Genomic DNA, 12,626 nt, shown 5'->3' with positions numbered 1-12,626 from the left:
GGCCATCACGTACAAACAAAAAGACACCATGAAAGCGATCAAGTCGATCCGCGGGATGCATGACATCCTGCCCGAGTCCATTCATGTCTGGCAGCATCTGGAAGCCACCCTGCGCGAGGTTGTGGAGGCCTACGGCTACCACGAGGTCCGCATGCCGATCGTGGAGTCGACCGAGCTGTTCAAGCGCTCCATCGGTGATGTCACGGATATCGTCGAGAAGGAGATGTACACCTTCGACGACCGCAATGGCGACAGCCTGAGCCTGCGCCCGGAAGGCACCGCGAGTTGCGTGCGCGCGGGGATCCAGCACGGGCTGCTGCACAACCAGGTGCAGCGACTATGGTACCTGGGGCCGATGTTCCGCCATGAGCGCCCGCAGAAGGGGCGCTATCGCCAGTTCCACCAGGTTGGGGTCGAGGTGTTCGGCCTGCCGGGGCCGGATGTCGACGCCGAGATGCTCGCGATGACCGCACGGCTGTGGCGCATGCTCGGGCTCTCGAACGTGCGCCTGGAGCTGAACACGCTGGGCACCCCGGAAAGCCGGCAGCGTTATCGCGACCACCTGATCGCCTATTTCGAGCAGCATCGTGACGCCCTGGACGAGGAGGCGCAGCGCCGGCTGTACGACAACCCGATGCGCATCCTCGACAGCAAGCATCCCGATACCCGCGAGGTGGTCGCGCAGGCCCCCAGCCTGATGGATGATCTGGACGCTGAGTCGCGCGCCCATTTCGACGGCTTGTGCGCGCATCTGGATGCGCTGGGCATCACGTACGAGCACAACCCGCGGCTAGTGCGTGGGCTCGATTACTATACGCATACAGTATTCGAGTGGATCACCGAGGATCTCGGTGCCCAGGGTACGGTCTGCGCCGGCGGGCGCTATGACGGCCTGGTCGAACAGCTCGGTGGCCGCGGCACCCCGGCGATCGGGATGGCAATGGGCCTGGAGCGGCTAGTCGCGCTGCTGGAGGCGCGCGAAGACGCCCCGGCAGCGCCGGGTCCGGATGCCTACCTGATCGTCGGCGGCGACGAACTGGTTGGCCCGGCACTGCAACTGGCGGACCAGCTGCGTGGCGAATTGCCGGGGCTGCGCCTGGTCCAGCACTGTGGTGGCGGCAGCTTCAAGTCGCAGATGAAACGTGCCGATCGTCTGGGGGCGCACTATGCCCTGGTGCTCGGTAGTGACGAGCATGCCGCGGGCACCGTCACGGTGAAGCCGTTAAGATCGCAGGGCGGCGAGCAGGTGGCCGTCGACCGTGCAGCCCTCACCGACCATCTGCGCACGGCTCTGCAAGAGCGCTCGTAGTCAACGCAAGGATAGAGAACACGATGAGTTATCTCACCGACGAAGAAAAAGCCGAACGCATCAAGCAGTGGTGGGCGAACAACGGCATGGCGATTGTGGCCGGCCTGGTTCTCGGGGTCGGCGGCCTGTTCGGCTGGAACTGGTGGAGCGATCGCGAGGAATCGCGCGCCCAGGTGTCCTCCGAGATGTATCAGGCCCTGCAGGTCGCCGGTCAGACCGGCCAGACCGATCGCGCGCTGGAACTGGCCGACGCGGTGATTGAACAGGGACGGGGTACGCCCTACCGCGCGCTTGCCTGGGTCTACCGGGCCGATGTGGCGATCGCTCAGGACGACACCGACACCGCGATCGACGCGCTGCAGGCTGCGCGTGACGCGGCCCCCGATCGCGGGTATCGCGAGGTGCTAACGCTGCGTCTTGCGCGCCAGATGATCCTGGCCGAGCGCCTGGATGATGCCGCGGCGACCCTGGCGGACGTTCGCAGTGATGCCTTCACGGGGCTGAAGCGCGAGCTCGAAGGGGATCTGGCCCGCGCCCGTGGCGATCGCGAGCGGGCCCGCGAGCATTACGAGGCTGCATTGGACGCGGGGCACAGCCCCGAGTACCTGCGTCTGAAATACGAAGAACTTTCCGTCTAGAGGACCCGTCGCCTGATGTCTGTGCCTTCCCTTGCGAGTCCGGTCGTGCGCCTGCTGATTGCCAGCGCGCTGATCCTGTCCCTGAGCGCCTGCGGTCTGTGGTCGCGCGATACCACCGAGCCGCCGGCGGACCTGCCGGAGTTCGAGGCCGAAGCGCAGCCGGAGCGGCTGTGGTCGCGCTCGGTGGGCAGCGGTGGCGAGCGCTTCCTGTGGCAGGTCTATCCCGGAATCACCGACGACCTGGTCGTGATGAGCGACGCCGCCGGGCGGGTTTCCGGTCTGAATCCCGACGGTGGCAGCCAGCGCTGGCAGGTGCGCCTGGATGATGCCCGGGTCTCCGCGGGGGTCGGCGTCGGTGACGGCCTCGCCGTGGTCGGGACGCTGGACGGCTACGCCATCGGCGTGGATCTGGACGGCGATGGCGAACGCTGGCGTGCGGCGCTCTCCAGCGAGGTGCTGGCAGTCTCGGATGTGTCTGGCGGCCTGGTCATCGTGCGTACCAACGACGGCCGCATCCATGCCCTGGACGCCGACTCGGGCGCCACCCAGTGGACCGCGCTGCGCACCACGCCCTCGCTGAGCCTGCGCGGGGCCCAGCGCCCGCAGATCACCTCCGGCCGTGTGCTGGCCGGGTTCGACAACGGCCGCCTGCTGATGCTGGGGCTCAACCGCGGCAACGTGCTGTGGGAGACCACCCTGGGGGTTCCCACCGGGCGCACGGAGGTCGAGCGCATGGTGGATCTGGACGGGCATATCCCGATGTATCGCGGCGCTGCCATTGCGGCCACCTACCAGGGAAGGCTCGCGGCGCTGGATCTCAACTCCGGCGAGATCTTCTGGGTCCGTGATTTTTCTTCCTATCAAGGCGGGGATGTGGATACGCGTTCCGATGTCCTGGTCGTGACCGATGCCGAGAGCCACCTGTGGGGCCTGGAGCCCCGCAGCGGTGGTGACCTGTGGCAGATGGATGGCCTGCGCCTGCGTGGTGTGACCGCGCCGGTGGTGGTCGGCCAGCACGCCATCGTCGGCGACTACGAGGGCTACCTGCACTGGATCGACGTCGAGGACGGGCGCATTGTCGCCCGGCTGCGCGCCAGTTCCGGTTCCGTGGTTACGCGTCCCACCCTGGTGAACGGCACGCTGTATGTCGTCACCGACAACGGGCAGCTGACGGCCGTGAATCCCTCAATCCGGGGTGACGAGTGAGCCACAGGTTTTCAGGACGCCGGGTTCTCCGCGCAGGGCGCAGCCGCAGATGATTCCGGTTATCGCCCTGATCGGTCGGCCGAATGTCGGCAAGTCCACATTGTTCAATCAGCTCACGCGCTCGCGCGATGCCCTGGTGGCGGACGTCGCCGGACTGACGCGTGATCGCCAGTACGGCATTGGCAAGGTCGGCGACTTTCCCTATCTGGTCGTGGACACCGGCGGGCTCTCGGGCGAGGGCGCGCAGATGGACCGGGCCATGGCCGAGCAGACCGAGCGCGCGGTGGCCGAAGCCGATCATGTGTTGTTCCTGGTGGATGCCCGTGACGGCCTGACGCCGCAGGATCAGGCGATTGCCGATCAGCTGCGTGGCGCCGGGGTCAAGGCGCGGGTCGTTGTGAACAAGACCGATGGTCTGGATGCCGATTCCGTCAGTGCGGAGTTCTATGCGCTTGGGCTGGGGCAGGTGACGTCCATTGCCGCGGCACACGGGCGCGGCGTGCAGGGCCTGATGCAGGCGGTGCGCAAGGACGTGGCGGCCGCGCGCCGGGCGGCCAGTGAAGATGCCGGAGACGACGAGGCCGCCAGTGACGGCCTCGACGAAGCCTCGCAGCAGGCGGCGCTGGATGACTGGCCGGGCATTCGCGTCGCGATCGTCGGACGCCCCAACGTCGGCAAGTCGACTCTGGTGAATCGTATCCTGGGCGATGAGCGCGTGGTGGCCACGGAAGTGGCCGGTACGACCCGCGACAGCATCTTTGTCCCGTTCGAACGCGACGGTCAGGAGTACACCCTGATCGATACCGCCGGTGTACGCCGCCGTGGCCGGGTCCACGAGGTGATCGAGAAATTCAGCGTCATCAAGACGCTGCAGGCGATCGAGTCCGCCCACGTGGTGGTCCTGGTGGTGGACGCCCATGCCGGGCTGTCGGATCAGGACTCCCACCTGCTGGGGATGGTCATCGAGGCCGGACGCTCGCTGGTGCTGGCCGTGAACAAGTGGGACGGCCTGGACGACCACGCGCGCGAGCGCATCCGCGACGAGCTGGACCGGCGCCTGGGGTTTGTCGATTTTGCCCGCATGCGCCTGATCTCGGCCTTGCACGGCACCAATGTCGGGCATCTGCTGGACGACGTGTGCGAGGCTCACGCCAGTGCCTTCCGCAAGATCTCCACGCCGGAGCTCACGCGCCTGCTGGAGGCCGCGGTGGCGGAGCATGCGCCGCCGATGATCAGCGGCCGGCGCATCAAGCTGCGCTACGCGCACCAGGGGGGGCAGAACCCGCCGGTGATCGTGATCCACGGCAATCAGACCGATGCGCTGGCCGGGAGCTACAAGCGTTACCTGGAAAACTTCTTCCGCAAGCAGCTCAAGCTGGTCGGGACACCATTGCGGCTCGAATTCCGCTCCGGGCGCAATCCCTATGCGGGCCGGCGCAACAAGCTCACCCCGAGGCAGCAGTACAAGCGCAAGCGCCTGATGCGGCACGTGCGCCGCTGATCGCGCCGGTGGTCCCGGGGCATCCCGCCAATCCGATGCGTGACCCGGCGCTGTCCGGCTTCGCCGAGGTAGTGGAGCCGTTTCGGGTGATGGACATCCTGGCACGGGCCCAGGCGGCCGAGCGCTCCGGGCGCGACATCATCCACCTGGAGGTAGGGGAGCCGGACTTCCCGACGCCGCCCGCGGTAATCGCGGCCGGTCGCGCCGCGCTGGCGGAGGGGGATACCCGCTACACCCCCGCGCACGGGACCCAGGCCCTGCGCGAGGCGCTCTCCGCCGACTACCGGCGACGCCATGGGGCCGAGGTCGATCCGGAACGCATCGTGATCACCGCGGGTGCCTCCGCAGCTATCCTGCTGGCGCTGGCGGCAGGGGTGAATCCGGGCGAGGAGGTCCTGCTGCCGGACCCCGGCTACGCCTGCAACCGCCAGTTCGTCGCCGCGCGTGGGGCGACCCCCGTGGGCTTGCCCGTCCATGCAGAACATGCCTTCCAGCCGACCGCCGAGTCGATTGCCGCCGGGTGGGGCGCCAATACCCGGGCGGTGCTGCTGGGGTCGCCGGCGAACCCGACCGGGACCTGCCTGTCGCGTGATCGGCTGGCTGCGATCGTCGAGGTCGTGCGCGAGCGGGGAGGCCTGGTGATCATGGACGAGATCTACGCCCAGATCGTCTTCGATACCCCGGAGCCCAGTGCCGCGGCCGGCTTCCCGGATGTGGTGGTGATCAACTCGTTCTCCAAGTACTTCGCCATGACCGGATGGCGCCTGGGCTGGATGGTGGTGCCGGAAGCCTGGGTGGACCCGGTACGGCGTCTGGCGCAGAACCTCTTCGTGGCCCCGGGCACTGTGGCGCAGGCCGCCGCACTCGCGGCTTTCGCCCCCGAAACCGAGGCCCTGCTGCAGTCCCAGGTCCAGGAACTAAAGGCGCGCCGGGATGTGCTACTGGACGCGTTGCCCAGGCTCGGCCTGGAAGTGCAGGCACGCCCGGAGGGGGCGTTCTATGTCTGGACCGACTGTCGGGCGCATGGAGTGGATTCCGAAGCCCTTTGTGCCCGAATCCTGGACGAGACGGGGGTGGCCCTGACTCCGGGGACGGACTTCAGCCCCACCCGCGGTCGTGATTATGTGCGCATTGCCTACACTCAGTCCGAGTCCCGCCTGCGCGAGGCGCTGGAGCGCCTGCAAACCGTGTTCGCCCGCGGGTGACACGGCTCTCGCGGTTCCGGGACCATCGCACTGTAGGAGGCTAGCCCTCTGGCGAGGCCAAGATCGCCGAAAGTACTCGGCTCCTATGCGCTGGTGGCTGCGGTTTCGGGGGCCTCGTGGCGAGCGCCCTCCGGGGAGGCCAACAGCAGGGAGTAGCGGCGCAGCAGCCAGACCCCGCGCTCGAACAGGCTGGTGGCACCGAACACTGCGTCGCGCGTGCTGCCGACGAGTTCGCCGCCGGTCAGTAGACGGCGCCGGATCGAGTCCATCAGTTCCGATCGATCATGGGTCAGCGACTGCAGCAGTTCGATGTCGTCGGCATCCTCGGTACGCGCCGCATCGTTCAGCGTCAGCAGCATCATGTGGAGGGTCTCGATCAGGCCATGGGTCAGCGCACGCGCCTCGGCCGAGTCCTTGCCAGTGCGTGCGCGTTCGACCTCGATGACCAGGTCGTTGAGGGTCTCCTGCAGCGACCCGATCAGTTCGTTCCGGCTCTTCAATACGATCGCATGGTCCAGGGTGGCGCCGCTGAGGGCGCCAGACAGGATCTCGTCCAGGAATTGTGCCGTCGCGTCCGCGACCTGGGTTCCGCCGCGCTGCAGGCTAACGCGGTCGTGACGGGGCTGTGGAATCTCGTCGCGCACGCCGTCGAGATATTCCGGCAGATGCCGCAGCAGGCGCAGCTGCTCCTGTTCAGCGAGCATCAGGGCACTGCCCGCGTCGTTCTGGGCCCCGGCGTACAGGTACTTCGGCTTTCCCAGGGTCTCCTCCGCGGTGGGTGGGGCCTTGCGTTCGAGATAGTCGGCGACGCGGTGGTGGAACGGGTGCATGACCATGTCGCAGGCAATCTGATAGAGCACATAGGAGAACGCGATCTGGAAGCCAATCCCGACCGGGAGCGCGGCCAGCAAGGCCGCGACCAGCGGGATGCCGCCGTAGAACTCGATCCAGAACAGTGGAAGCAGCAGGGCCAACCCCATGGCCTTGAGGATAAACTGGTACAGCGCTAGCTGCCGCCCGAGCCCCTTGTGCGAGGCGGCCAGCACAAGGGTGCTGATGCCCGTGCCGAAGCCCGCGCCGTAGACCACCATCAGCCCGTACTCCAGATCAATCACGCCACTGGCGGCCAAGGCCATGGTGACGATGGTGATGCTGGAGGCGGAGTGGGCGATGACCGCGAATACCAGCCCCGTCACGAACGCGATCAGCAGGGATTGCGCCGAGAGGGACATCAGTTCGGTCATCCAGGGGAGGTCGGCCAGCGGCTTGGCCCCCTCCTTGATGAAGATCAGGCCCAGAAACAGCAGCCCAATGCCGAGCAGCGCGCGGATCAGATGGCGCAGGCGAGCGGACTGGTCGCGATCGAAATAGAACAGCAGACCGGTCACACCCACCAGGATGAACACCATCAGGCTCAGGTCCAGGGCGGCGATCAGCACCAGCAGCGAGGTCCCGAGATTGGCGAAGTTGATGACCGGCTGGGCACGGCGCGCATCCAGCACGCCTGCGGTCACTAACGAGATCAGCACGAAGATTACGGCGTGGATGCTCTGGCTGATGGCCCCGCCTACTAGTCCCAGCGCGGCAGCCGAACGATCGCTTGCGGTTGCCCGTCCGACCAGGGTGCGCAGGCGCCGATCCGCCAACTGGCGCAGATGTTCGCTGATCAGGCGGATGCCGACGAAGAACAGCCCGAGTCCCGCGAACAGGGTGGCGGCGATCTCGAACGTGACGATCCATTCATCATTCATGGGCGTATTCTAACGGGGCCTGAGGACGAAACGTGCAGCGGGCGTCGTTCACAACGGCAGATGGCCGCCCAGGTCCGACAGCTGCCAAAAGAGGCCGAGCAGGGCCGCGGGCGCGAGATAGCGCAGGATCGTGCGCCGTAACGAGTCGGTGATTCGCCACTGTCCCATCTCGCTGGCGGCGATCTGGTTGGGGGTGACCCAGCCCGCGAACAGGGCGATCAGCAATCCGTTCATGGGTAGCAGGGTATCGATTGAGGCATGCTCGATCAGGTGGTAGAGCGTGGGCAATTCTCGCCCCAGCAGGGTTAGCTCGATCTGCGCCCATTCGGCATCGGTAAACGAGGCAATGGTGATCAGGCTGAGCCCCCAGATTGCGAGTCCGGAGATCATCGCAGCCCCGGCCGGATGCATCCCGAAGCGCTCCCTTAGCAGGTGCATCAAGACCTGCACATTGGCCATCATGGTGCTGAATACCCCGATACCCAGGACCACGAAAAATACGGTCGCGCGCAGCACACCCGCCGGGATTGCCGAGAGTGCCAGGGGCAGAGCCTCGAATATCAGACCCGGCCCCGCGGCAGGGTTCAGCCCATGGGCGAACACGGGCGCCTGGGCTGGATGGTGGTGCCGGAGACCTGAGTGGACCCGGTGCGGCGCCTGGCACAGAATCTGTTTGTGGCGCCGGCCAGCATGGCCCAGACCGCGGCGCTGGCGGCCTTTGCGCCCGAGACCGAGGCGTTGCTGCAATCGCGGGTGCGCGAGCTGAAACGCCGCCGGGACGTGCTGCTGGAGGCGCTGCCGGGGCTCGGGTTGGAGGTCCAGGCGCGGCCGGAGGGCGCGTTCTACATCTATGCGGACTGTACCGCCCATGGCCCGGACTCCGAGGTCCTTTGTGCGCGCATCCTGGCCCTGACGCCGGGAACGGATTTCAGCCCCAGCCGGGGTCGAGACTACCTGCGCATCGCCTACACCCAGTCCGAGTCCCGCCTGCGCGAGGCCGTCGAGCGCCTGCGGGGCTTGTTGTGATCCCCCTGGCCGCACTCAGTCGGGCTTATATCCAACCGGCCAGATTCAACAGGAGTGCACCGAGTCCGATTGGCGCAACATAGCGGAGAACGAGGCGCCAGATGGTGAACGCGAAGGGGGCCAGGGCGAGCTCGTCGCGGGCCACGCGGGTATGCACAACCCAGCCGGCAAATACCGCGATCAACAGGCCCCCCAACGGGAGCATCAGGTTGATGGCCACGTGTTCGATGGCGTGGTAGACGGTCGGGATCTCGCGGCCCAGCAGGGTGATGTCCAGGCGTGTCCAGGCCGCGCCGCTGAACGAGAGCACACTGGCCAGGCTCAGCAGCCAGACCGCGCCGCCACACACCAGGACGGCGAGCACGCGGGACGCATGCAGGCGCTCGTGGAACAGGTGCACGAAGGCCTGAACATTCGTGATCATGGTGCTGAATGCGGCCAGGCTCAGGGTGGCGAAGAACAGGGTCGTCAGCAGGACGCCGGCGGGCACGGCCGCCAGTGCCAGCGGCAGGGTCTGAAACATCAGCCCGGGGCCTTCGGCCGGGTCGAGCCCGAAACCGAACACGATGGGGAAGATCGCCAGCCCCGCGATCAGGGCGACCGCAGTATCCGCCAGTGCCACGCCAATGGCAGTGCGGCCGATGGACGTGTGCTGTGGCAGGTAGGCGCCGAACATCATCAGCACCCCGGAGGCCAGCGTCATGGTGAAGAACGCATGGCCCACCGCGATCAATACACCGTGCGAGGTCAGCGCGGAGAAGTCCGGCCGCAGCAGGAAATCCAGCGCCTGGCGGACATCCCCAATCCACCAGGCGCTGGCCAGTGCGGTCAGCAGCAGGACCAGCAGCACCGGCATCAGCACATGCAGCCAGCGTTCCAGCCCCTGGCGCAGGCCCAGGGCGACAATGCCGAAGGCCAGGGTAACGGCGAGGGTGCTCCAGGCGAGCATCTCGGCGGGGGAGGCCGTCATGGCGGCGAACACTCCCGCCACCTGGTCTCCGTCGGCGCCGACAAAGGCGCCGGAGGCGGCCTTGTGGATGTAGGAGAAGGCCCAGCCGGTGATCACCACGTAGAAGCTCATGATCAGAAAGGCGGAGAACAGGCCCAGCCAGCCGACCAGCTGCCACAGGTCGTGGGCGCCGCTCTCGCGAGCCACTTCGCGGGCCGCGTATCCAGGCGAGCGGCGGCCCCGGCGACCGATCATGACCTCCGCCATCATGATCGGTATGCCGATCAGGACGATGCAGCCGAGGTAGATCGCGAGAAAGGCGCCACCGCCGTTCTGCCCGAGGATGTAGGGAAACTTCCACACGTTCCCCAGCCCCACCGCCGAGGCCGTGGCTGCTAGGAAGAAGGCATAGCCGTGGCTCCAGCGCTGCGCAGTGGCAGTGATCGTCATCCGTCAGGTGATGACGTCGGGCTTCTCGCGGCGGGTCAGGCCGGGGATGTCGCCCAGGCGCGATGCGGCGTCAATAAGCGGGCCCAGCAGTTCCTGAGGGTCGGCATCGAGGTGTTCGGGATGGGTCTCGTGCTGCTCGATATACAGGCGCAGGGTGGCGCCCTCGGTGCCGGTTCCGGACAGGCGGAAGACGATGCGGGCACCGCTCTCGAACAGTACCCGCAGGCCCTGGTGCTCGGTCAGGCTGTTGTCCACCGGGTCGCGGTAGGCGAAGTCGTCCGCCTGGGCGACGCGCATGCCGGCCAGGGACTGGCCCGGCAGTACCGAGAGCTGCTCGCGGATGCGCGCCATCACCTGTTCGGCCCGTTCGCTCTCCACCGCTTCGTAGTCGTGGCGCGTGTAGTAGTGGCGGCCGTACTGGCGCCAGTGATCACGCACGATCTCCTCGACCGACTGGCGGCGTACGGCCAGCAGGTTCAGCCAGAACAGCACGGCCCACAGGCCGTCTTTCTCGCGTACGTGATCGGAACTGGTGCCAAAGCTCTCTTCGCCGCACAGGCGGATGCGCCCGTCGTCCAGCAGGTTGCCGAAGAATTTCCAGCCGGTGGGGGTCTCGAAGCAGGGGAGGGCCAGCTTCTCGGCGACCACGTCCACGGCCTGGCTGGTGGGCATGCTGCGGGCCACGCCCTTCAGGCCGTCGGCGAACGCCGGGATGTGATGGGCGTTGGCGGCCATGATGGCGAGGCTGTCCGACGGCGTGACGAAGAACCGGCGCCCGAGGATCATGTTGCGGTCGCCGTCGCCGTCCGACGCGGCCCCGAAATCCGGGGCATCCCGGCCGAACAGGGCCTCGCTCAGCTCGCGCGCATGGGACAGATTCGGGTCCGGGTGACGGCCGCCAAAGTCGGCCAGCGGTTCCGCGCGCAGGATGGTGTCGGCCGGGGCGCCGAGGCGGTTGATCAGGATCTCCTCGGCGTACGGGCCGGTAACCGCGTGCATGGAATCGAAGCGCATGCGGAAATGGTCGGAGCGCAGCAGTTCGCCGATGCGGTCAAAGTCGAACAGCGTGGCCATGTAGTCGGCGTAAGTGCCCACGGGGTCGACGACCTCGATGTCCATGTCGCCCATCTGTACTGCGTGTAGATGATCGATGTCGACATGCTCAGCGCCGTTGGCGATGCGGTAATGGCTGATGCGGGTGCTCTGTTCGAAGATCGCGTCGGTCACCGAGTGCGGGGCCGGGCCACCGTTGGCGGTGTTGAGCTTGACGCCGAAATCCCCCTCCGGCCCGCCCGGGTTGTGGGAGGCGGACAGGATCAGGGCGCCGGTGGCCCCCCGAGACCGGATCAGGTACGAGGCGGCCGGCGTGGACAGCAGTCCGCCATACCCGATGGCGACCTTCTGCACCCCGTTGGCTGCGGCCATGCGCAGGATGACCTGGATCGCCTCGCGATTGTGGAAGCGCCCGTCGCCGCCGACCAGCAGTTCGCCGTTCTTCAGGTCCGGGCAGGCATCGAAGACGCTCTGGATGTAATTCTCCAGATAGTGCGGCTGGCGGAACTGCCGGACGCGCTTGCGCAGACCGGAGGTGCCGGGTTTCTGGTCGGGAAAGGGTTGGGTCGTGACGACACTTATGTCCATGGGTCGCTCATCCTTGTTGTCCGGGGAGACGCTGAGCAATGCGGACGCTCGCGCTCGAGTCGATTCTGTGGCCTGACAGGGCGTGGTGACTGGCGTGCAGTCGCTCGGCACAAGGGAGCCGTTCTGCGGGCAACGGGTCCGTGTTCATCCAGCACGGGCGGCCGAGTCCCGTTTTTCGATGGCTTGTGAGGTGGGTGCCCCGTGTTCCCAAATCCTGTGTTGCGCCTTGATGAGGACAGGAACGGGCCGGTAGCACCACCACCGGACTGCGTGCCGGGCCGGGTCTCGGAGAACATGGACACCAACGCGTGCGAGTACAACATTGCTCGGCACCTCCCCTGTCGACGTTACCAAAAAGCCCTGGGGGTGTCCTGCTCTGGATGCGGACAATCGGTGTCCCGCGAAACGGTGCTGTTAGACTGCGCGACATGTTGCTGGAGCGTAAGACCCCGTCCCATCTGGAGCCCAGGCCCGAGAGCTTTGCGGCGCTGATGGAGATGTACGAGGAAAACTATCTCGCACTGCGGCGTTTGTGCCCCGAGCTCGAGCGGCAGCCGTTGCGGTCGGTCTCGCGGGTGGAGGGTGCGCTGGATCTGTATCTGGAGGTGCTGGAGCGCACCCGCTACACGACCACGCTGCACCTGACCTACCGGTTCGACCACCAGGGCGAGCGTCGGCAACAGCCGGACATGCGCGTACGCATGTTCCATGATGCGCGGCAGGCGGAGGTGCTGGAACTGCACTGCCGCACGATGGGCGACGGTCGCGCGCCAGAGATGCTGACCGGTCACCCGGGCCTGGTCTGCCGCTGGAGGCATAACCGGTTCCTGTACAAGTGGCTGCGCTACTGCCTGCGCCAGGGACACCGCTTCCTGGCCGATGCGGCGCCTGAGGTGGTCGCGGCCGATTCGTAGGGACACGCAATGGAGTCGCAGCGTCCCCCGGGTTGC

General features: G+C 66.8%; 9 protein-coding genes and 2 pseudogenes. 7 read left to right on the top strand and 4 right to left on the bottom strand.

What is annotated here, in order from left to right:
• Positions 1–28: 28 nt before the first annotated feature.
• From hisS to G333_RS0109635, 5 genes are read left to right on the top strand one after another with little or no spacing between them, the layout of a single operon-like run.
• Complete coding sequence (gene hisS / locus G333_RS0109655) at positions 29–1,309, top strand: histidine--tRNA ligase (RefSeq protein ID WP_018650321.1); 1,281 nt, start codon at positions 29–31, stop codon at positions 1,307–1,309.
• Between the two features lie 23 nt (positions 1,310–1,332).
• Positions 1,333–1,947 carry a tetratricopeptide repeat protein gene (locus tag G333_RS0109650; protein WP_018176998.1) on the top strand — a complete coding sequence of 205 codons (615 nt, stop codon included), beginning with the start codon at positions 1,333–1,335 and terminating at the stop codon, positions 1,945–1,947.
• Between the two features lie 45 nt (positions 1,948–1,992).
• A complete protein-coding gene (gene bamB / locus G333_RS0109645) occupies positions 1,993–3,153 on the top strand; it encodes an outer membrane protein assembly factor BamB (RefSeq protein WP_018951250.1) in 1,161 nt (386 codons plus the stop codon).
• Positions 3,154–3,202: 49 nt separating this feature from the next.
• Positions 3,203–4,654: a ribosome biogenesis GTPase Der gene (gene der / locus G333_RS0109640; RefSeq protein WP_019563131.1), complete on the top strand. Its 1,452-nt coding sequence runs from the start codon at positions 3,203–3,205 to the stop codon at positions 4,652–4,654.
• 35 nt (positions 4,655–4,689) lie between these two features.
• A complete protein-coding gene (locus tag G333_RS0109635) occupies positions 4,690–5,859 on the top strand; it encodes an aminotransferase class I/II-fold pyridoxal phosphate-dependent enzyme (RefSeq protein WP_019628366.1) in 1,170 nt (389 codons plus the stop codon).
• Between the two features lie 83 nt (positions 5,860–5,942).
• Here the strand turns inward: G333_RS0109635 and G333_RS0109630 are convergent, their stop codons facing one another.
• Together G333_RS0109630 and G333_RS0109625 are read right to left on the bottom strand one after the other, a co-directional pair.
• Positions 5,943–7,610, bottom strand: a complete 1,668-nt coding sequence (locus G333_RS0109630; protein WP_018939084.1) for a Na/Pi symporter — start codon at positions 7,608–7,610, stop codon at positions 5,943–5,945.
• 48 nt (positions 7,611–7,658) lie between these two features.
• A pseudogene (locus G333_RS0109625) lies at positions 7,659–8,213 on the bottom strand (sodium-dependent transporter); the annotation flags it as partial.
• A gap of 3 nt (positions 8,214–8,216) precedes the next feature.
• Between G333_RS0109625 and G333_RS0109620 the strand changes: the two are divergent.
• Positions 8,217–8,636: pseudogene (locus G333_RS0109620) on the top strand (aminotransferase class I/II-fold pyridoxal phosphate-dependent enzyme); the annotation flags it as partial.
• A 25-nt stretch (positions 8,637–8,661) separates the two neighbouring features.
• Here G333_RS0109620 and G333_RS0109615 read toward each other — a convergent pair.
• The gene (locus G333_RS0109615; protein WP_019628363.1) at positions 8,662–10,035 is read right to left on the bottom strand and encodes a sodium-dependent transporter; all 1,374 of its coding nucleotides are present in this window, start codon (positions 10,033–10,035) and stop codon (positions 8,662–8,664) included.
• A 3-nt stretch (positions 10,036–10,038) separates the two neighbouring features.
• On the bottom strand, positions 10,039–11,676 hold the full coding sequence (locus tag G333_RS0109610) for an alpha-D-glucose phosphate-specific phosphoglucomutase (protein ID WP_018938938.1): 1,638 nt from the start codon (positions 11,674–11,676) through the stop codon (positions 10,039–10,041).
• A gap of 428 nt (positions 11,677–12,104) precedes the next feature.
• Here G333_RS0109610 and G333_RS0109605 point away from each other — a divergent pair, with 428 nt between their 5' ends.
• Positions 12,105–12,590 carry a DUF1249 domain-containing protein gene (locus G333_RS0109605; protein WP_018145970.1) on the top strand — a complete coding sequence of 162 codons (486 nt, stop codon included), beginning with the start codon at positions 12,105–12,107 and terminating at the stop codon, positions 12,588–12,590.
• The last annotated feature ends 36 nt before the right edge of the window (positions 12,591–12,626 follow it).

It is taken from the genome of Thioalkalivibrio sp. AKL10 (assembly GCF_000381845.1).
GTDB classification, from domain to species: Bacteria; Pseudomonadota; Gammaproteobacteria; order Ectothiorhodospirales; family Ectothiorhodospiraceae; genus Thioalkalivibrio; species Thioalkalivibrio versutus.
Note: the sequence above shows the minus strand (reverse complement) of the source record. Positions and strands in the feature narration are given on the sequence as shown.

Coding starts and splice junctions, on each gene's coding strand:
- hisS (WP_018650321.1), top strand. CDS start 29: ATGAAAGCGATCAAGTCGATCCGCGGGATGCATGACATCCTGCCCGAG.
- G333_RS0109650 (WP_018176998.1), top strand. CDS start 1,333: ATGAGTTATCTCACCGACGAAGAAAAAGCCGAACGCATCAAGCAGTGG.
- der (WP_019563131.1), top strand. CDS start 3,203: ATGATTCCGGTTATCGCCCTGATCGGTCGGCCGAATGTCGGCAAGTCC.
- G333_RS0109635 (WP_019628366.1), top strand. CDS start 4,690: ATGCGTGACCCGGCGCTGTCCGGCTTCGCCGAGGTAGTGGAGCCGTTT.
- G333_RS0109630 (WP_018939084.1), bottom strand. CDS start 7,610: ATGAATGATGAATGGATCGTCACGTTCGAGATCGCCGCCACCCTGTTC.
- G333_RS0109615 (WP_019628363.1), bottom strand. CDS start 10,035: ATGACGATCACTGCCACTGCGCAGCGCTGGAGCCACGGCTATGCCTTC.
- G333_RS0109610 (WP_018938938.1), bottom strand. CDS start 11,676: ATGGACATAAGTGTCGTCACGACCCAACCCTTTCCCGACCAGAAACCC.
- G333_RS0109605 (WP_018145970.1), top strand. CDS start 12,105: ATGTTGCTGGAGCGTAAGACCCCGTCCCATCTGGAGCCCAGGCCCGAG.